This is a genomic window from Natronococcus roseus (genome assembly GCF_043677095.1).
Classification (GTDB): Archaea; Halobacteriota; Halobacteria; order Halobacteriales; family Natrialbaceae; genus Natronococcus; species Natronococcus roseus.
On record NZ_JBHLJR010000006.1, the window covers coordinates 260668 to 280710 of the forward strand.

The following is a 20043-nucleotide window of genomic DNA, read 5'->3' on the forward strand; positions in this document are numbered from 1 at the left end:
CCCCGGACGATCAGGCCGCCGACTCCTCGACGGTCGGGCTCAGGCTCCCGGTATGGCTGTAGACGCCGGCGACGAGGACGACGCCGGCCAGCAGCGGAACGACGGTGCTCACCGCGTACATCACCTCGAACCCGATCGTCTCGGCGAACGGCACCGCGATCATCGGCCCGAGTCCGCCGCCGACGTCGCCGAGAACGTTGTTCGTCCCCATCGCCCGTCCCATCCGATCCTCCTCGGTGAGATCCGCCAGCAAGGCGGTCAGCGGGCCGCCGACGCCGCCCTGACCGGCACCGATCAGCGCACAGGCGAGCACGACGGCGGGTAGCGAGGGCGCCACCGTCAGAACCGCGAAGCCGACGCAGGCCGTAACCAGAAAGAGGACGAGGATCGGAACCCGTGTGCCGACGGAGTCGCTCAGCGCGCCCCCGACGATCGTAAACACCGCACCGGCCAGCACCGAAACCGCCATCAGCATCCCGGACGTTCCCTGCGCGCCGTACTCGAGGTCGTAGCCGAGGACCGTCGTCGAGATCGTCAGCGCCTCGATCTGCAGGTAGATCACCAGCGTCGAGAACAGGACGCCGACGTACGCGAAGTACAGCCCGAAGTTGACCAGCCCGACGGTGAGCGCGGGGACGGTCAGCTCGAGGTCCCACGGTTTGACCGAGGAGTCGCGCTCCTCGACGTGGGTCTCGGGGACGACGAAGTAAGCGATGATACTCGCCAGCCCGGCGAAGGCGGCCGCGAGGACGAACGCCTCGGCGTTGCCGTAGGTCTCGCTGACGACGCCGCCCAGCACGAGTCCCGCGGGAAAGCCGAAGGTGATCCCCGCGCGGACGATCCCCATGCTCGTTCCCCGGGAGCCGGAGTCGCTGACGTCGGCCGTGATCGTGTACGCCGTCGCGAACACGAGCGCGCTGCCGACGCCCCACAGGACCCGGGCGACCATGAACCAGGCCTCGGGGACGTCCGGGAGGAACCACAGCGACGGGTGGGCCGCCAGCAGGGCGACGACGTAGCCGAACGTCGCGACGCCCTCGATCGCCAGCCCCGCGATGAACGGTTTCCGGGTGCCGATCCGATCGACGAGCACGCCCGCGGGCGCGTTCGCGACCAGTCTGGTCCAGCGGTTGGCCGCGAGGATCGCCCCGACCATGAACGCCGAGATCCCCAGCACTTCCCCGAGATTCGGCAGGATCGGGAAGATGACGCCGCCGCCGAACCCGACGAAGAAGGTGCTCGCGACGACGGCGAGGACGACCGACCGGGGGGAGACGTCGAGCGGTTCGCTCGAGTCGGAGGACGCTTCGGACATGCCAGTGTTTCGATTCGTAACTCGATAGGCCGGACCCGATCTTGATTATTCCGAACGACGGAGATCGTGCCGGTACCGGGTGGCCGAAAACGACGGCCGAACGCGAAACAGCGCTAGAACGTGGTCAGCTCGCCGTCGATCACCTGGCGGGTGATCTCGGTGACGTCGCCGAGTTCGGCGTCGACGATCGTCTCGACGTCTTCCTCGACGTCCTCGAGGGCGACGCCCTCGTCGGTGACGACGTGGACGTCGGCGACGTGTGGCTGGTCGATCGGGCGACCGATCTGGGAGAGCAGCCGAACGCGCAGGTCGCGGATCCCGTCGACGTCGTCGACGACCGACTCGGCGATCGACGTCGAGAGCAGGTTGTAGATCTTCCCGATGTGGTTGACGGGGTTTTTCCCGCTGGTCGCTTCCATCGACATCGACCGGTTGGGGGTGATGAGGCCGTTCGCGCGGTTGCCCCGGCCCACGGAGCCGTCGTCGCCCTGCTCGGCGGAGGTCCCAGTCACGGTGAGGTAGATCGACCCCTCCTCGTAGTCGTCGGCGGTGTTGACGTGAACGTCGACCTCCCGGTCGGTGTGGTCGTCCGCGACCTCGCCGACGAATTCGCGGACCGACTCGACCGCGTCGGCGTACTCGTCGATGTCGGCAACGTACTCGTCGACCATCGCCGCGGCGACGGTGACGTCGATCCGATCGCCCTCCCGTTTGCCCATAATCTTCACGTCGGGGCCGAGTTCGGGGTGGGTGCTCGCGTACTCGCCGTTGAGCCGGCGCTCGGCCTCGAGGACGATCTGCTCGGTTTCGGTCAGTGGCGCGTGGCCGACGCCGAAGCTGGTGTCGTTGGCCATCGGGACGCTCACTTCGTCCTCGCCGAAGACCTCCTGAAGGTCGCCGCTGCCCTCGCCGAGCTTGACGTCGACGACGATGTCCTCGCCGTAGGTGAGCTGCGGGATCGTCTCCTCGAGATACTCGCGGGCGGCCCGCAGCGCGATCGTCTCGGCGGGGATCGCCTGCCCCTCGTAGCGCTTGGTCGCGCGGCCGACGATCAGCAGGTAGATGGGATCGACGACCTCGCCGCCGCCGAAGGCGGGCGCGGCCTCGCCGGCGACCAGCTGGGTTTCGTCGGTGTTGAAGTGGAGCACTTCGCCGACGCGGTCGATGTACTCGCGGGCGAGCGCCCCGGCGACGCTCTCGGCGACGCCGTCACAGATCGAGTCGGGGTGACCGATCCCCTTTCGCTCGACGATTTCGACCTCCTGATCCTCTACTGCCTGGCGGTCGATCGGCTCGACCCGGATATTCCGCTGACTCATTACTGGGAGTTGACCGAGCGTGGTTCTATAACTTGCGGAAACAGATTCCGACCAGAAAATGCTGAGGGGTAATACTGTCGGATACGGTACATCGATGACCAATCTTGGTGGTTGCGACGGGTTGTCCCTTCCGCGTGACGTTCGGCGAGTCGCCTATCCGGACTCGAGCAACAGCTCCAGGTACGACGTCCGAAGCTGATCGTCGGGATCGAGTCCGAGTCGCTCGAGGACGCCGAAGGCGCCCTCGCGGGCGTCCTCGAGGTCGGCTTCATCGTCGACTTCCGTCTCGACCTCGACGTACTCGCCGACGCCGTCGACCGAGTCGAGGGTGATCGCGTACCCCTCGAGTTCGAATCGGTCGCGCTCTTTGCGGACCGTCGCGGCGGGCTCGAAGCCGAGCTTCGTCAGGACGGCGTCGACCTTCTCCCCGTCGCCAACGGCGGTTTCGACCTCCTCGCGACTCTTCGAGGCGTCGTCGACGAGGGGTCCCTTGTAGGTGAGGCGGGTCTCGTCGGGGTCGTCCTCGGGGCGCTCCGAGCGGATCCGAAGCGCCTCGTCGGTCTCGGGAAACGAACGATGGGGCGCGTCGTAGTAGGTGTCCGCCTGGACGACGGCGCCCGTCGGCGTCGCCTCGAGTTCGTCCAGCCGAGCGCGGACGGCCTCGAGATCGGCGGGCACTTTGACCTCAACCTCGTACATACGTCGGAAAAGGTGGACGGGTCCTAAGTAACAGTTGCTCTCGGGAGAAAACGTCGTACTTAAATGTGGACGGGCGGACGTACAACGTATGACCGAGGAAGAGGAAGCCGAAGCCGAAGCGCAGGCCGATGACGTCGACGAGAACGAAGACGCCAACGAAGCCGAGGGGCTTCAGGCCGGCGACTTCGTAACGCTCGCCTACACCGCCTACACCACCGAGGACGACCAGCTGGTCGACACGACCGACCCCGAGGTCGCCGAGGAGGAGGGCGTCGCCGACCAGGCCGAGGAGTTCGAGCCGCGAACGCTCGTCCTCGGCGAGGGCCACATCTTCGACGAGGTCGAGGACGCGATCATCGGCGGCGAGGTCGGCGACTCCGGCACCGTCACGATCGAGGCCGCGGAGGCCTTCGGCGAGTACGATCCGGACGACGTCCAGACCGTCAGCGCCGAGAAGATCGACGAGGACGACCGCTACCCCGGCGCGAACGTCCAGATCGACGGCAAGCAGGGCTACATCAGCACGATCGTCGGCGGCCGCGCCCGCGTCGACTTCAACCACCCGCTCGCGGGTGAGGACGTCGAGTACGAGTACGAGGTCGTCGAGGAGGTCGACGACATCGAACAGCAGGCCGCCGGCCTGTTCGAGATGTACCTCGGGATGGAGCCCGATCTCTGGATCGAGACCGACGAGGTCGAGGAGGAGGTCCCCGTCGAGTCCGACGAGGACGAGGAAGACGAGGACGCCGAGCCCGAGTTCGAGACGGAGGTCGTCGAGAAGGAGACGCTCTACCTCGAGGCCACGCCCCAGATGACGATGAACCAGCAGTGGATGATGGGCAAACAGCAGATCGGCCAGGACGTCATCGACAAGCTGGGCGTCGACCGCGTCATCGTCCAGGAGGTCATCGACGGCATGGGCGGCATGGGCATGCCCGGCATGATGGGCGGTATGGGCGGCGGCGCAGGCGGCGAAGCCGACATCGAGGAGGCCCTCGAGGAGGCCGACGTCGACGCCGACGAGATCGTCGAGGAGCTCGAAGGCGCCGAGGAGTAACGGTTCCGTTTTTGCAGTTTTCGTAAACCCCCTCCAGACACATCGCTGTTCGTTCCCTTCGGACGGCTCGAGCCGTCTATACCAGTAAGCACGATTTCGTTATTCAGAGTGGGGTATGAGACTCGCGTTCCGTACAAGTCGAACAGGCAACGGAGCAGCAATCGGGTTCTCCCATAGCTATCAAGAGGGGCCTGCTGAATAGAGAGCGTGTATGTAGCACACGCCCCTTTGACCCTCTCTAACCGATCGACTCTTAGCATTTTCAAAGATAACATTAATAACGCAAGCGAGATAATCCCGCATGAAACTAAATGCCCTTTTCATTTGATACCACTTACAAAAATGTAGACTCAAGCCTTTATTCGAGGGTAACGCCCAAAAGTATCGCTGATCCCGAAATTCTGCTTCTTAATGACGGACTATGTGCTGATCTTGGATTGGATACCGCGGAGCTCAATGCTGAAATTCTAGCAGGCCAGGACCTCCTGGAAGAACCGATCGCCCAGGCATATGCGGGCCACCAGTATGGAAGTTTTACCGTCCTGGGCGATGGGAGAGCGATGATACTCGGCGAACACGTACACGATGGGAATAGATACGATATTCAACTGAAAGGCTCTGGTCGAACGCCGTACTCCAGACGGGGCGATGGCAAGGCAACTGTCAGCTCGATGCTCAGAGAGTATCTGTACTCGTATGCGATGCAGAATCTAAACATCAACACATCGAGAGCCCTGTCGGTCGTCGAAACTGACGAAGCAGTCGACCGACGACGGACAGAACCTGGAGCCATCCTCGTCCGAGTGATGAACAGCCACATTCGATACGGGACCTTCCAGTACGTTGCAGGCCAAACATCCGACGAACTACAGCGATTCACCGACTATGTTATCGACAGGCATTACCCGCAGCTAACTGCAAAGGATCGCACATACCTGGAGTTCTTCGATGCAGTCATGCAGTCGTCGATCGAGATGGTTGTCGACTGGCTGCGTGTCGGATTCATCCACGGCGTCATGAATACGGACAACATGAGTATCGACGGAGAAACGTTTGATTACGGACCCTGTGCGTTCATGAATTACTATGATGAGGAGACGGTCTTCAGTTCGATCGATAAGCACGGGCGGTATGCGTTCGGAAACCAGCGCCCCATCTTGCGGTGGAATCTTGAACGGTTCGCAGAGGCACTCCAACCGCTGTGTACACAATCAGCGCTCACGTATGACGAACTCGAAGCCAAACTAACCGAATTCGAGGATCGATTTGATGCGCAATACTACACGATGATGCGGAAGAAACTGGGGATCAGCTCGGATGATGAGGAAGAACTCGTCGATGAGTTCCTGGAATGGCTTCGCAAATCGAACGCAGACTATACCAATACGTTCCTCGAATTAGAGACGCCCGGTACGTTTGATGACCCAGTGTTTGCAACTGCAGAATTCGAACAGCTTAGGAAGAAATTGGCTGCTGTCGGCCTAGATGAGGAGTTGATGCAGGAAGCCAACCCACGGTATATCCCCCGCAACTACCTAGTTGAAGAGGCACTGGATGAGTATCTCGAAACTGGGGATCTATCCAAGTTCGAGGGGTTATTGACCGTATTGGAAAACCCCTACAGATCGAAGGATATGTGTTCACAATTCCAGCAACCACCGCCACGAGAATTCGATGCAGAGTATACAACGTACTGTAATACTTGATCGGATATCACCAAACAGAACATAGTCATCGATTTTAGCTGTCGCAAGCGGTTCCATCTCCTCGATACCATCGCAAACTGTCAGTAAGGTTGGCCGATCCGTAGCTCCGCGAGGAGTATGAGTTTCCGCTCGGGTTGGAGTATTCTCTATTGCTCAGGCTGGGACGCTATCGTCGGCGAGCGGTGGTCGCTGTCGGCGAACTGCTAGGCATTGTCGATTGAGAGAGCAGCATTCGCAAATACATGACACGCGCTCTGTATTCAGCAAAGGCTGAACGTTCTACTCAGATTCTGTCAGAAACTGCGTGCTGAATCCTGCGAACTTTTTTACCGAGGACATCGGCTGACGCCGAAGGCGTCAGCCTCAACCCCCGGCAAAAAGCTTCGATGAGAAAAGGCCGACGGCTCGCCCACGGGGCTCGCAGTCGGTGAAACGCCTCGCTTCGCTCGGCGTATGCTTCTCCGTTCCATACGCGCGCTGTATTCAGCACGACTTCCTCAAAACCCCTATTAGTTGATAGAAGAGGCGGCATTTACGTAACGATTCGCCGTTCAGTTCACAGGCCAAACTAAATAAGGAAACGTATTACCAACTACTGAGAGTATCCCCAGTTCTCCGATCGGGTCGTCCGATACTGTGGCTACGCCCTGGGAAACGCCGGCAGCGCGTGGGTCGCCGTCACCGAGACGTCGACCGACGTTCCCACGTCGTACCAGTCGTCGTGGGACTGGCGACTCGAGACGCGCTCGCCGCCCTCGAGTTCGATCCGGTAGCGGACCGTCTCCCCGTTGAACTGGCGGCCGACGATCCGTCCGTCGCCGGTCGACGACGGCGCTATCGCGACGTCGTCGGGACGGACGAGGACCTCGATCGCCCGTTCGGTCTCGGGGAGGGAGACGCGGTCGGGCTCGAACGCCCCGAGGGGCGTCTCGACGACTCCTCCCTCGAGGCGACCGGGGAGGTAGTCACCCCGACCGAGGAAGTCGGCGACCATCCGCGAGTCGGGCTCCATGTACAGCGCCCGCGGCGACGCGAGCTGTTCGATCCTGCCGGCGTTCATCACGGCCGTCCGGTCGCCGACCGAGAGCGCCTCCTCCTGGTTGTGCGTGACCCAGACGGCGGTGACGTCGACCTCCTCTAAGATCCGCTGGACGCTGTTTCGCATCCGGGCTCGGAGCCCGGCGTCGAGGTTCGAGAGCGGCTCGTCGAGCAACAACACCTCGGGGCGGGGCGCGAGCGACCGGGCCAGCGCGACCCGCTGTTTCTGCCCGCCCGAGAGCTCGTCGGGGTAGCTGTCGCGGTACGCCGAGAGGCCGACCAGCTCGAGCAGTTCCGCGACCGCGTTCGCCCGCTCCCCGTCGTCGTCCTCGAGCCCGAAGGCGACGTTCTCGGCGACGGTCTTGTGGGGAAAGAGCGCGAACTCCTGGAAGACGATGCCGACGTCGCGCTCCTCGGCGGGGCGGTAGGTCTCTTCGTTCGCGACCGTCTCCCCGTCGATCCGGATCGTCCCGCCGCCGGGGCGCTCGAGTCCGTCGATCAGTCGCAGTGTCGTCGTCTTCCCGCAGCCCGAAGGCCCGAGGAGGGTGAGGATCTCGCCGCGGCGCACCGACAGCGAGATCCCGTCGACCGCGGGACGGCCGTCGTAGCGCTTCCGGACGTCCTCGAGCTCGAGGACGACCTCCCGTTCCCCGGAGTCCTCGTCGTCCGTACTGCCCGCCCTCGAGCCGGTTCTCGCGGCGTCGACGGTCGTCCCGCCGTCCATCACCGCCCGGTCACCCGTCCCGTCCGGACCGGGGAACGGCTCTTCTCCGACGTCCGCGGCGTCGCCGCGATTCTGGCGCCACTTGCGAAGGGCCGCCAGCGCGTCGGGATACTCCCGGGAGACCACCCCGAGGATCGAGAGCCCGGAGATGAACACGAGCACCAGCGCCGGCACGGCGGCGTAGCCGTAGTAGGCGTTTCGCTCCGCGGCCCAGATGAACGTCGCGAGCGTGTCGAACCCGATCGGGCGAAGCAACAGCGTCGCGGGCAGCTCCTTCATCCCGTGCAGGAAGACCAGCGCCGCGCCGGCGACCACCCCCGGAAACACGAGCGGGAGCGTGATCCGGCGAAACGCCTGGAACGGCGTGTTCCCGAGCGATCGGGCGGCCTCGACGAACTGCGGGTTGACGTAGAGGATCGCCGCCCGGGTCGAGCCGACGGCCAGCGGCAGGTAGAGCACGACGTAGGCGAAGACCACGAGCGGCACCGTCTGGTAAACCGAGGGGAGGTAGCGGGTGGCGAAGTAGACGAGGCTGAGCCCGATGACGACCCCGGGAACGGCGAAGCCGACGTAGGTCGCCCGCTCGAGGGTTCCCGAGAGCGGGGCGGGGTGTCGCGCGGCGAGGTACGCCACCGGGAGCGCGAGGCAGGCGGCGACGGCCGCGGCCAGCGCGGAGACGTAGACGGAGTTGATCGCGTACCCGGGCTCGAACCCGAAGCTGCCGGCGTAGGCGTCGGGCCCGGTGACCAGCCAGGAGAACAGAAACCCGACCGGAACGAGAATCGCGAGCGCGACGATCACGGCGGGGACGATCAGCGCGGGCCAGCGCCAGCGGCCGAGCCGGATCGTGTACGGGCCCGAGTTCCCGCGGGCGCTGCCGTGGATCCGCTCGTGGCTGCGGACCTGGGACTCAACGAGGAGGATCACGAGCGTAATGGCCACGAGATGTAGGGAAAGCATCGCCGCGTAGTCGTGGGCGAGCGCGTTGTACTCGAGGTAGATCTGTCGGGTGAACACGCTGAGCCGGAGGATCGCCGGAACGCCGAAGTCGCCGGCGGTCTCGAGGGCGGTGAGCAATGCGCCGGCCGCGATAGCCGGTTTCACCATCGGGAGGACGATCCGGACGAACACGCCACGGATTCCGGTTTCGAGGCTCCGGGCGGCGTCGACGTAGGTCTTGTCCAGCGCCCGGAGCCCCGCGATCGTCGTGAGGTAGACGAACGGGTAGTTGTACAGCGTGAGGACGAACACGGTCCCCGGCATCCCGTATATTTCGGGAAGGGATTCGACGCCGAAGGGCGCGAGCGCTGACTGTAACCGGCCCTGAGGACCCCAGACGGAGACGAACGAGAACGCGGAGACGAAGCTGGGAACCACGAGCGGCAGGGAGAGCGCGACGATCCAGAACCGCTTGAACGGCAGGTCGGTCAGGACGGTGAGGAAGGCAAGCGGCACCGCGATCAGCACCGACAGCGTCGTCACCGCGACGATCAGGACGACCGTGTTGAGCAACACGTCGAGCATTCCCCGCCGGAGGACGATGGAGGCGGCCCGATCGAGGTCGACGCTGAGCGCGACGACGCCGATCCAGACCACCGGGATCACGACCGTCGCGGCGACCGCGCCGGCCAGGAGCGTGAGCCCGACCGGCATCCGCTCGTCGTCGTCCTCGTCGGGGCCGTCCTCGCGTCGCCGGTGCTCTTCGTCCGGGTAGTCGTCGACGGTCTCGAAGGGGGAAAGCGAGGACATGGGAGGCGACGGTGCTCAGAACGGCACGCCCACGTCCCGCAGGATCTCCTGGGCCGGTTCGGGGTCGGCCAGCTCGTTGAGGTCGAACTCCGGGGGTTCGAACTCGTCGGTTCCTGGCACCTCCTCGATCGGTTCGACGCCGTCGACCGTCGGGTACTCCCAGGTCGTCGTCGCGAAGTACTCCTGGGCCTCCGCCGAGACGAGGTGTTCGACGAACGCCTCCGCGGTCGACTGGTCGTCGCTGTCGGCCATGACGGCTCCGCCGGTGACGTTGTACATCGCCCCGGCGTCGCCGCTCGTGAACGTGATGTCGTAGGCGTCGCCGGGGCTGTCGGCAAGCGTGTAGTGGTTTGTCAGCCCGACGCTAACCTCGCCGTCGGTGACCGCCTGCGCCAGCCCGCTGTCCCCGCCCGGGGAGATCTCGGCGTCTTGGTCCTCGGTCAGCGTCTCGACCCACTCCCGGGTCTCGTCCTCGCCGTGGATGACGATCATCGCCGTCAGGAACGCCTGGGTCGATCCCTGATCTGGGGGCCACATGATGTCACCGGCGAACCGGTCGTCCTCGGCGTAGGCGAAGATGTCGTCCGGGAGGTCGTCGGCGTCGTACGCCTCTGTGTTGTACGCAATCGCCCGATACCGTCTCGTGAACCCGATCCAGTGGCCGTCGGGATCCCGGGACCCCTCGTCGACGCGATCGAGAACATCGTCGGCGAGTTCGACCGTGTAGCCGTCGTCTCTCAGGTCGGTCATCGACTGGCTCTCGCTCCCGTAGAAGACGTCCGCCGGCGTCTCGGCCTCGGCCTCGATCGCACCGACGAGGTCGGCGGTGTCGTCGTAGCGCACCTCGAGTGAGAACTCGTCGTACTCCGACTCGATGTGCTCCATCAGTTCGCCGATCCGGGGCTCGCTCCGGCCGGAGTACACCGTCAGCTCGCCGCTCAGGTCGGGTAGGTCCTCCATCGATACCCCGCCGGGGTCCGAACGCCCCTCCACGTACTCCGGATCTCCGAGGACGTCCTCGTCGTCGGTTCCGCCGAGACAGCCGGCTGTCAGTCCGATTGCAGTTCCCCCGATCGCCGCGAGTGTGGTGCGTCGAGTCACCACCCTTCGATCCATGTTACCGTGCCTGTACGAGGGGGGCCATAAATCCACGTTTTCAGGTACGTTCGTTCGTTGAACAACCGTACACGCGTGACCGTTTTCCGAACCGACGGATCCCGCGTCCGTCTCGACCCGACTGCTCCTCCCTGAGGAGGAGCGCGAACCCTGGCTGGAGAGTGCAAAGCGGGTGCGTCGGCGGGCAGTCAGGCGATGTCTCGGCTGGTGTCGATCGCGACTCCGTCGGTCAGTTCGAGCGTGATCGCCTCGGCGGGCTGGCCGTCGTAGCGAAACTTCGGTATCGCGAGAGTGGTCTCGAGGCGGCCCCCCGCGCGATCGGTACGAAGCTCGAAGACCGCGTCGGCGGCGTGGAGGGTTCGGGTCCGGTTTCGGGGTTTCGCGCCGCGCAGACAGTGGAGGACGGCGACCCCGTCGGCCTCGAGCAGCGCCCCCTTCAGCTCGTTCAAAAAGGCGACGTAGTCGTCCGGATCGGATCGCTCGAGGCGATCGGCCGTGTCGACGATCAGGAGCCGCTCCTCGTCCAGGTCGGCGACGATCCGTGAGGCGTCCTCGAGTCGTTCGGCCGAGAGCCGCTCGACCCGGGTCTCGGCGACCGCCGCGGGGGCGACCTCGAGCGACGATCGGACGGCCCGAACCGACCGTTCGGTGGAGAGATACCGCGTCTCGCACGCGGCCGTCAGTTCGTACAGCAGGCGTTCGGACTGGCTGGCCGGCTCGGCGGTGTAGGCGACGAGCGCTCCCCTCGGAAGGCCGCCCTCGAGTCTGCGATCCAGCGCGTCGATCCCGGTCCGAAGCCGATCGGCCATACGATCGGCGACGTTGTCACAGCCACGGCATAACTCTTTATCCGTCGACGAACCCACCCTCGGCGAACAGGGAGATTCAAGGGGGTTGCAGGCCCCGTATCCAACGAGATGCGCCACGACCACGTGATCACGAGCAAACACCTCTCGCGGGCGGACGTCGAGACCGTTCTCGACCGAGCGGCCGAGATCGCCGCCGATCCGTCGGCCGTCGCAGATCGCCACGCCGGGGCGTTGCTCGGCCTGCTCTTTTTCGAGCCGAGCACGCGAACGAAGCTGAGCTTCGAGACGGCGATGAAACGTCTGGGCGGGGACGTCGTCGACATGGGTTCGGTCGAGTCCTCGAGCGTCACGAAGGGCGAAACCCTCGCCGACACCGTTCGAGTGATCGAAGGCTACACAGACGCGCTCGTCCTGCGCCACCCCAAGGAGGGCGCCGCGACGATGGCCAGCGAGTTCGTCGACGTTCCGTTGCTGAACGCCGGCGACGGGGCCGGACAGCACCCGACACAGACCCTACTCGATCTGTACACGATCCGGGAGAACGCCGGCCTCGACGACCTCACGATCGGAATCATGGGTGATCTGAAGTACGGCCGAACCGTCCACTCGCTGGCCTACGCGCTGTCGAACTTCGACACCCGCCAGCACTTCATCAGTCCGGAGAGCCTGCAGCTTCCCCGGGAGGTCGTCTACGACCTCCACCAGCAACAGGGCGGCCGGACGGGAATCCGCGAACACGAGCACCTCGAGGCGGTGCTCGGCGACCTGGACGTCCTCTACGTGACCCGGATCCAGCGCGAGCGGTTCCCCGACGAATCGGAGTACCGGAAGGTTGCGGGCGAGTATCAGATCGACAGGGAGACGCTCGAGGCCGCGAGCGACGACCTGACGGTGATGCACCCGCTTCCGCGGGTCGACGAGATCGCGCCCGAGGTCGACGACACGGAGTACGCGGCCTACTTCGAGCAGGCCCACAACGGGGTCCCGGTTCGGATGGCGCTGCTCGATCTCCTGCTGAGCGAGGGAGGTGTGAGCGATGAGTAACGGTGGTGACGACCGCAGCGAGCACGAACTGCGAGTCAGCAAGATTCACAACGGAACCGTCATCGACCACATCAACGGCGGACAGGCGCTGAACGTCCTCGCGATCCTCGGCATCGACGGCAGCCAGGGCGAGGAGATCTCGGTCGGAATGAACGTCCCCTCCGATCGGCTCGCTCGCAAGGACATCGTCAAGGTCGAGGGACGGGAGCTGAGCCAGGACGAGGTCGACGTGCTCTCGCTGATCGCGCCCGACGCGACGATCAACATCGTCCGGGAGTACGACGTCGTCGAGAAACACCGCGTCGAGCGCCCCGACGTCGTCGTGGGGGTCCTCTCCTGTCCGAACGACGGCTGTATCTCGACCGGCGAGGAACCCGTCGACTCGCGGTTCGAGGTCGTCGACGACGGGGTTCGGTGTTCGTACTGCGGGACGATCGTCCGGGAGGGGATCGCGTCGCTGATCGAACACTGAGACGGAGTGCTGTAACCGTTTATCGGCCCACACGCCGGACGGGTCTCGAGTGCGTCGGTAACGACCTACAGCGGCCCGTACGGGACGTTCGACGTCCTCGGGCGGAACGTGCCCGAAATCGATAAGTAAGCACCGTTCGACCCTTCGGACGAACATGTCCCGCGTACGCACCATCCTGATCGTCACGTTCGTCGTCGCGCTCGTCTGGAAGGTCGCCTTCGGCGGCTCCTCGGACGTCGAGTACGAGTACGAACCGGAGCGGTAGTCGATCCGAACGGCTTACGGCCCCGTAGCCGTACACCGTTCGTATGCACGGCGTCGTCACCCGAAACGAGGAGGAGGTACGGTGGCCGGAGTTCGACCGCGGCTTCTACGAGGTCAAAGACGTCACCGGCAGGTCCGCCGAACCGATCGAAGACGCGGTGAACATGGTCTCCTGTTTCGGCGACAACGCCGCGGCCGACGCCGACCCGTCGCTGGTCCCGGTCGACGACCTGGGTCGGCCCGCCACGCGGGATCGCAAGTACTTCGACTGGGCGTACGTCTGTCCCTCCCGCGAGGACTACCGCGAGGGATTGTTCGAGATCATCGACGACTGCGCCGCGGCCAACGAGGACGTGCGGTTGGACGATATCGGCTTTCCCCGGGAGGAGTACTGTCGCTGTGGCGTCTGCGAACAGAACTTTCAGCAGAGCGAGTACGACGATCGCCTCGAGTGGCGCGCCAGCGTCATCACCGAGTTCGTCGCGGAGGCCGTCGAGCACATCCCCGGCCGAGTCTACATGACGCTGTATCCCGATCCGTACCCCGGCCATCTCTACGAGCGCGCCGGGATCGACCTCGAGGCCCTCGAAGAGTACGTCGACGAGTTCGTCGTCCCCCTGTACGATACCGCCTACGAGACGACCTACTGGCTCGAGACGATCGCCAAGGGGTTCGAGAGCGCGCTCGAGACGCCGTTTAGCATCGAGCTGTACGCCGTCGACGTCGACGTCGACAACCTGATCCACGCGACGGAGGTCGCGGAAGCCTACGGGACGAACGTCTTCTTCGGCTACCAGGCGTCGAACGCCCGGGCCGCGCTGCGCCGCCGCAGCGCGGACGAGCGCGACGGCGTCACCCACGGGGATCCCGACGGCGCCTGAAGGGGATCGAGTGCGGAGTGCCGCCCGGCGTCGGTAACCGACGTTCGGTTCCACCGTCGCACAGTGGTGACAGCTGACACACAGCTTTTGGTCCTCGGGGTCGAACCCAAGTTCGTGTACGAGCGCGTGCTGTTTCCGACCGACGTCGGCGACCCTCCGGAGCGGGCGCTCGAGGCCGCGCTCGACCTCGCCGAGCGCTACGACGCGGAGCTCCGCGTCCTCACCGTCGTCGACACGACGAGGGTCGCCGCGAACGTCGAAACCGGACCCGCGCTCGAGCAGGCCGAGCGAACCGGATCGGCGACCGTCGAGAACCTCGTCGAGCGACTTCGCGAGCGGGGCCACGAACGGACCGTCGGCACGGTCGTCCACGGCCGCCCCCACGACGGCATTCTCTCCTACGCGGAGAACCACGACGTCGACCTGATCGTGATGGGAACGCACGGTCGAACGGGGTTGGACCGGTATCTGGTCGGTAGTGTCACCGAGAAAGTCGTTCGGCTCTCGGACGTTCCGGTGTTGACGGTTCGACACCGTCTCGAGACGTGAGACGGCCCTCCGTCCTCGGAACGCGGTTCTCGAGTTCGAAACGTCCCCTGTGGTACTGATCGGTCATCCGAACGGCGATAGATCGGGAAGGCGTGCTTCGCTCGGACGAGGATCGTAGCTGCGACGTTATCGCGTGTCGCGACGATCATCGTCGTCGCCGATGAGGTCGTCGTCATCGTCGTCGCCGATGAGGTCATCATCGTCGTCGTCACCGATGAGGTCGTCGTCATCGTCGTCACCGATGAGGTCATCATCGTCGTCGTCGCCGATGAGGTCGTCGTCATCGTCGTCACCGATGAGGTCATCATCGTCGTCGTCACCGATGAGGTCGTCGTCATCGTCGTCACCGATGAGGTCATCATCGTCGTCGTCACCGATGAGGTCGTCGTCATCGTCGTCGACGAACTCGTCGTCGTCGTCGCCGATCAGGTCATCGTCGTCGCCTCGATCCGCCGTGTCGGTGGCGCCGGTCGCCGATTCGGCACCCGCCGTCGTCCCGGCACCGGCTGCGCCGGTGTCCGCTCCGGGACTGGAGTCGAGGTCGCGCTCGAGGTGAATCTCGTCGTCGGTTACCTCGGCGACTGCGGGCTCCTGCAGGGGGTAGGCGTCCCCGTCGGAGTCACCCCAGCCGAGTTTCGCCTTGATCGTGTCCGTGATTCCGGGATCCGGTTCTACGTGCGCGGTGCCGTGTTCGACGTCGGCGACGAGACCGACCTCCTCGCCGTCGGCGTTGATCACTGTCTTTCCGATGTCGTCGTCGGTAAACTCTGGGGACATTGCGATTTGAAACACGACGAAGAACCGTACAATGGTGTTGCTTGCGGTGGCTTGCGACTCGAGTGTTCTCGCGGGCGAAATCGGACGTCCGTCAACTACTCGTCGAACTCCGGTTCACGCCCCTCGAGGAAGGCCGCGACGCCCTCCTCGTGGGAGTCCGAGCCCCGGGCCTGGACCTGCAGCGTGTTCTCGTAGTCGGCGGCCTCCCGCCAGTGGCGGGCCATGTTCTCGTGGAGCGCCTGCTTGGTCATCCCGATTACGTCGGTCGGCCGGCGCCCGAGTCGCTCGACCGTCTCTCGGACTCGGTCGTCGAGCTCGTCCGCGGGAACGGCCTCGTTGACCAGCTCGAGGTCGGCCGCCCGCTCGGCGTCGAAGAACTCCCCGGTGAACGCGAGCTTCTTGGCGGCCCGCAGGCCGACGATGTGGGGGAGCATGAACGTGCCGCCGGTGTCGGGGATGAGCCCGACCCTGACGAACGCACAGGAGAAGGTGGCGTCCGCGCTGGCGTAGGCGATATCCGAGAGGGCGACGACGGCCAGCCCCGCCCCGATGGCGTCGCCGTTTACCTTCGCGACGATCGGCACCGGCGACTCGAGCATCGCCTCGACGACTCGGCCGAACGTCTCGGTGACCTCCTCGTAGGACTCACGAGGTGGGCTGGGCGGTTCGGCCATCGCCTCGATGTCCCCGCCGGCGCTGAACGCGTCGCCCTCTCCTGAGATGACGATCGCGTGGTGGTCGTCGGGATCTGCCCGCTCGATCGTTTCGGCCAGTTCCGTGGCGACCGCCTGACTCATCGCGTTGAGGACGCCGGGTCGATCGAACCTGATCTCGAGGACGCCGTCGTCGGTATCGACGTGCATACGCCAACACGTCGCGGACGGCTAATAACAGTACGCGGTGTGGTCGGTTCGTACGCGGCGTGGTCAGTTGCGCGGCCGTTACGGCAAAACGCGAGGAGCAGAACTCGAGAGCGGGCCGGGGACGGTGCTGTCGTCAGTCGGACGGGACCGGCGGGGCGGTCGCCTCCTCCTCGGCGACGTTGAGTTCGGAGGTGACCAGCGCTCGGTAGGCCCGGCGCAGGCGCTCGGAGAGCGCCTGGTGGGAGATGCCGAGCTCCTCGGAGAGCTCCTGCATCGAGACCTCGCGGGGGATCTCGAAGTAGCCGTGGTCGATCGCCGCGACCAGCGTCTCGTACTGGCGCTGGGTGAGGCCACACTGGGAGTGGCTCTCGTCGGCGACGTCGAACAGGCGGACGATCGTCGGCGTCACGTCGTTGTCGACGAGGCGGTCGTACAGCGAGCTCACGTCCTCGCGCTCGAGGACGCGGACGCTCAGGAGCCAGGAGCCGCCCGAGGCCGACGCGCTGAGGACGGTGCCGTCCTCCTCGAGGACGAGCTCCAGGGGGTCGACCGTTTCAGGGTCGAACTCGATGTCGTACAGCCAGCGGTCGTCGTCGCTGCTGATCAGCGAGTAGTTCTCGATCGCCGCGGCGTCCGCCATCGCGGCTTCGATCTCCGCCTTCGACGGGCCGGACAGCCACAGTCCGTGACCGCTCGAGGCGATGACCTGCTCCATCTCGCAGGTGAGCGATGGGACGGCGTCGAACAGCTCGGCCAGTCCGGTTCCGTCGCCCGGAATCTCGAGGTCCGCAATGGATGTCATTGTTCTCACTCACGAATACAGGAGGAAACACAATAACCGCACTTCCAAATTTATCAGCATCTGTAGAATTGAAAATCAATTAAAAATAACAGTCTGGCTTGTCTATACATTGCAGGACAGAACGAACGAAGCCGGTCGACGATGGCTGCGAGCATGGCGGTCCGCGAAAGCCAACAGCGTCGTTGGGACGTGTTACAGTACCATCTTCGGCATCGACGACTCGGCGAATCAGGACTCGTCCGCGTCCGAGGACTCCACACGCGTCGCGAGGGGTTCGAGTCCCAGTATCGTCTCGACGAGATCGGCGAGATCCTCGCTTCCCCTACCGACAACCTCACCGCCGACCGCTTCGGGATCCCGATCGCCGACGAGGATCGTCGGCAGCGGCGCCGCCGAGAACCCCTCGACGACGACGATGTCGTAGCCGCGGCGCTCGAGTCGGCCGAGGGTACTCGAGAGCGCCCGGAGTTCGGGGTCGTCCGTCCGGAAGAACTCCTCGCCGGGTTCGTCGGGCGGGTCGCGTTTCCCTCGAGCGGTGATATCGAAGGTGAGCTCGGGCGTCACGCCGACGACCGTCTCGGCGCCCGCGGTTCGATGGCGGTGGGTGTCGGCACCCGCGGTGTCGATCTCGATATCGTGGTGGATCGACTTGACGGTCGCGACTCGACCTCCCTCGGCCAGTCGTGGAACGAGCTTCTCGACGAGCGTCGTCTTCCCCGAGTCGCTCGGTCCCGTGAGAGAGACGACTCTCATAGCCGTCTCCTCGGTGGGAGTCGTTCGTGGGCTACAGCGTTCACGCGCGGACGTGGTCACCGTTCGACAATAGCCGTTCGGGTTCGATCCTCTCGATCGTGGTTCGGTCGAGGAGACGATCACGGGCGACACCCGGGTGCCGGCAGCGTCAGTACGAACGCCGATCCCTCGCCGGGCTCGGAGTCGACCCGAATCTCGCCGCCGTGGCGCTCGGCGATCCGTTCGCAGATCGCGAGCCCGATGCCCGTCCCCCGCCGTTCGTGGTAGCCGTGAAGCCGCTCGAAGACGTCGAAGATCGGCTCCTGGTTCGTCGGTTCGATCCCGATTCCCTCGTCGCGGACGGCGACGAGCCACTCGGAGCCGTCGCGGTCGGCCTCGACCCGAACGATCGGTCGGTCGTCGCCGCTGTACTCGAGGGCGTTCGAGAGGAGGTTCTGAAAGAGCTGGCGCAGCTGCGTCTCGTCGCCCTCGACGCGGGGCAGCGATCCGATCGTCACGTCCGCGTCGGTCTCCTCGATTCGGACCTCCAGATCCTTGCGCACGTCCTCGAGCACCGCCTCGAGCGCGACCGGTTCGAACGCGGTTCCCTGCGTCTCGATCCTCGAGTACGCGAGCAGGCCGTCGATCATCTCGCGCATCCGATCGGCGCCGTCGACCGCGTACGCCAGAAACTCCTCGCCGTCGGCGTCGAGTTCGCCCCCGTAGCGCCCCTCGATCAGCTGCAGGTACCCCGAGACCATCCGCAGCGGCTCCTGGAGGTCGTGACTGGCGGCGTAGGCGAACTGCTCTAAGCGCTTGTTCGACGCCTCGAGCGCCCGCTCGCGAGCGTTCTTGTCGCCACCCGTGGACGGGTTCGGCTCGGAATCGCCGAACTGTCCCTCGGGCCGTCGCTCGAGCGAGAGCGTCTCACCGCGTCCGCAGTCGTGACACTCGAGTTCGAGGTCGGCTCCGGCGCGAACGCGAGTCACGTCGCGGCGGCCGCAGTTCGGACAGCACAGCCACGCCCCGAGCCGACGCTCGTCGCAGGACTGCCCGTGGTCTCGATCCGTGTCGTGTCCGGTATCGTCGTCACACTCTCGACCGTCAGCCGCCCGGACCACCCGACGCTCGCGATCCCAGTCGACGAGCCCGGAATCCGCCAGCTTCGGGAGGTGAACGTGAACGAGGGCGACTCGCATCCGCTCGCACGTCCCGTCCTCGAGTTCCTGCGACGGGTCCTTCGTGGCGAGACGCGTTGCGAGATCGGTCACGGATAGCGGCTCGTCCCTCGAGCGAAGGAGTCGGAGTATCCGTCGGCGAGGGTGGGAGACGGGCGGTTCGACGCCGACATCGGCGGGGTGGGTACCACTCATTCCGTACGAACGCGTCCGGCACAAACCGAAATAGTACGAGGGGTAGTCCGAACAACGGAACTATAACCGGGAGGCTATCTCGGGGCCCGATCGACCGAATCGAGCAACACCGTCGTGAGGACCTGCTTGGTCCCACCCCGGATCCGTTTGGACATCGCCTGCTGGGTGATGCCGAGTTCGGCGCCGAGCTCCGACAGGGAGGCCTCGCTCGGCGTGTCGAAGTACCCCCGATTGAGCGCGAGCACGAGCGCCGTGCGCTGTTCGGGCGTCAGCCCCAGCTGTCGCCCCGAGTTGACGTGTTCGGACAGCGAGTACACTCGTTCGAGGTGAACCGAGATCTCGTGATCCGTACAGAAGTTGTAAAAGCCCGCGAGCGCGTCGTGGTTCGGAAACCGCAGCCGAAAGAACCAGCTGTCGGTGCTGTAGGCCTCGAGGATCACCCCGTCGGCCTCGCCGATCCCGTACAGCAGGTCGTGGACGTCGCCGTCCCAGGTCGCCCGGTAGAGCGCGTAGTCGTCGACCGAATCCAGCCGCGTCAGATCGTGGACCGCCGGATGCCTTCGGATCGCCCGTTCGACCTCCTTCGGGTCGTCACACCGAACCCAGAAGTACGGCATCATCGACCCCGTCGCCGGGACGATGCGCTCGAGTTCGATGGTGGTGTCCGGCGCCTCGGTGAAGACGTCGCCGAAGACGAACTCCGAGGACGGGACGGTGAACTCCGCGATGAGACTCATTCGTCCGTTACTCCGCC

The 20043-nt window shown here is 64.9% G+C and carries 17 protein-coding genes and 2 pseudogenes; 6 read left to right on the top strand and 13 right to left on the bottom strand.

The genetic code is table 11. The features are described 5' to 3' along the window. Positions 1 to 10 precede the first annotated feature (10 nt). From ACFEMD_RS17525 to cyaB, 3 genes are all read right to left on the bottom strand, one after another. Positions 11 to 1315, bottom strand: a complete 1305-nt coding sequence (locus ACFEMD_RS17525) for an MFS transporter (protein ID WP_394742553.1) — start codon at positions 1313 to 1315, stop codon at positions 11 to 13. Positions 1316 to 1428: 113 nt separating this feature from the next. After that, a complete protein-coding gene (locus ACFEMD_RS17530; RefSeq protein WP_394742554.1) occupies positions 1429 to 2634 on the bottom strand; it encodes a methionine adenosyltransferase in 1206 nt (401 codons plus the stop codon). 153 nt (positions 2635 to 2787) lie between these two features. After that, positions 2788 to 3333: a class IV adenylate cyclase gene (gene cyaB / locus ACFEMD_RS17535; RefSeq protein ID WP_394742556.1), complete on the bottom strand. Its 546-nt coding sequence runs from the start codon at positions 3331 to 3333 to the stop codon at positions 2788 to 2790. 88 nt (positions 3334 to 3421) lie between these two features. Between cyaB and ACFEMD_RS17540 the strand changes: the two genes are divergently transcribed. Continuing rightward, entirely contained in the window at positions 3422 to 4390 is a 969-nt protein-coding gene (locus tag ACFEMD_RS17540) for an FKBP-type peptidyl-prolyl cis-trans isomerase (RefSeq protein ID WP_394742558.1), read from the top strand. Between the two features lie 311 nt (positions 4391 to 4701). Beyond that, positions 4702 to 6096: a protein adenylyltransferase SelO gene (locus tag ACFEMD_RS17545; protein ID WP_394742560.1), complete on the top strand. Its 1395-nt coding sequence runs from the start codon at positions 4702 to 4704 to the stop codon at positions 6094 to 6096. Positions 6097 to 6736: 640 nt separating this feature from the next. Here ACFEMD_RS17545 and ACFEMD_RS17550 read toward each other — a convergent pair. From ACFEMD_RS17550 to ACFEMD_RS17560, 3 genes are all read right to left on the bottom strand, one after another. Beyond that, on the bottom strand, positions 6737 to 9607 hold the full coding sequence (locus tag ACFEMD_RS17550) for an ATP-binding cassette domain-containing protein (protein ID WP_394742562.1): 2871 nt from the start codon (positions 9605 to 9607) through the stop codon (positions 6737 to 6739). A 15-nt stretch (positions 9608 to 9622) separates the two neighbouring features. Further along, the gene (locus ACFEMD_RS17555) at positions 9623 to 10723 is read right to left on the bottom strand and encodes an extracellular solute-binding protein (RefSeq protein ID WP_394742563.1); all 1101 of its coding nucleotides are present in this window, start codon (positions 10721 to 10723) and stop codon (positions 9623 to 9625) included. A 188-nt stretch (positions 10724 to 10911) separates the two neighbouring features. After that, positions 10912 to 11532 carry an RAD55 family ATPase gene (locus ACFEMD_RS17560; RefSeq protein ID WP_394742564.1) on the bottom strand — a complete coding sequence of 207 codons (621 nt, stop codon included), beginning with the start codon at positions 11530 to 11532 and terminating at the stop codon, positions 10912 to 10914. 108 nt (positions 11533 to 11640) lie between these two features. On the opposite strand from ACFEMD_RS17560, the gene pyrB reads away from it, so the two are divergent. The 4 genes from pyrB (at position 11641) to ACFEMD_RS17580 (ending at position 14742) form a co-directional block, all read left to right on the top strand. Then, positions 11641 to 12576 carry an aspartate carbamoyltransferase gene (gene pyrB / locus ACFEMD_RS17565; RefSeq protein ID WP_394742565.1) on the top strand — a complete coding sequence of 312 codons (936 nt, stop codon included), beginning with the start codon at positions 11641 to 11643 and terminating at the stop codon, positions 12574 to 12576. Further along, on the top strand, positions 12569 to 13048 hold the full coding sequence (gene pyrI / locus ACFEMD_RS17570; protein WP_394742566.1) for an aspartate carbamoyltransferase regulatory subunit: 480 nt from the start codon (positions 12569 to 12571) through the stop codon (positions 13046 to 13048). The genes pyrB and pyrI overlap by 8 nt, the downstream gene beginning before the upstream one ends. A 308-nt stretch (positions 13049 to 13356) precedes the next feature. Continuing rightward, positions 13357 to 14193: a hypothetical protein gene (locus tag ACFEMD_RS17575; protein ID WP_394742567.1), complete on the top strand. Its 837-nt coding sequence runs from the start codon at positions 13357 to 13359 to the stop codon at positions 14191 to 14193. 66 nt (positions 14194 to 14259) lie between these two features. Then, positions 14260 to 14742, top strand: coding sequence for a universal stress protein (locus ACFEMD_RS17580; protein ID WP_394742568.1), 483 nt, complete (start codon positions 14260 to 14262; stop codon positions 14740 to 14742). Positions 14743 to 14868: 126 nt separating this feature from the next. Here ACFEMD_RS17580 and ACFEMD_RS17585 read toward each other — a convergent pair whose 3' ends face one another. From ACFEMD_RS17585 to ACFEMD_RS17610, 7 genes and pseudogenes are all read right to left on the bottom strand, one after another. Continuing rightward, positions 14869 to 15519 carry a PRC-barrel domain containing protein gene (locus ACFEMD_RS17585; RefSeq protein WP_394742569.1) on the bottom strand — a complete coding sequence of 217 codons (651 nt, stop codon included), beginning with the start codon at positions 15517 to 15519 and terminating at the stop codon, positions 14869 to 14871. Positions 15520 to 15614: 95 nt separating this feature from the next. Further along, the gene (locus ACFEMD_RS17590; protein ID WP_394742570.1) at positions 15615 to 16382 is read right to left on the bottom strand and encodes an enoyl-CoA hydratase/isomerase family protein; all 768 of its coding nucleotides are present in this window, start codon (positions 16380 to 16382) and stop codon (positions 15615 to 15617) included. Between the two features lie 133 nt (positions 16383 to 16515). Then, entirely contained in the window at positions 16516 to 17184 is a 669-nt protein-coding gene (locus ACFEMD_RS17595) for a helix-turn-helix domain-containing protein (RefSeq protein ID WP_394742571.1), read from the bottom strand. A gap of 228 nt (positions 17185 to 17412) precedes the next feature. Next, positions 17413 to 17937 (bottom strand): molybdopterin-guanine dinucleotide biosynthesis protein B, encoded by a 525-nt coding sequence (gene mobB / locus ACFEMD_RS17600; RefSeq protein ID WP_394742572.1) that lies wholly within the window; start codon positions 17935 to 17937, stop codon positions 17413 to 17415. Positions 17938 to 18056: 119 nt separating this feature from the next. After that, positions 18057 to 18749: pseudogene (locus ACFEMD_RS17605) on the bottom strand (sensor histidine kinase); the annotation flags it as partial. Positions 18750 to 19040: 291 nt separating this feature from the next. Next, positions 19041 to 19289: pseudogene (locus ACFEMD_RS22080) on the bottom strand (DUF7344 domain-containing protein); the annotation flags it as partial. A gap of 74 nt (positions 19290 to 19363) precedes the next feature. Next, entirely contained in the window at positions 19364 to 20026 is a 663-nt protein-coding gene (locus tag ACFEMD_RS17610) for a helix-turn-helix domain-containing protein (RefSeq protein WP_394742573.1), read from the bottom strand. Positions 20027 to 20043: the final 17 nt, after the last annotated feature.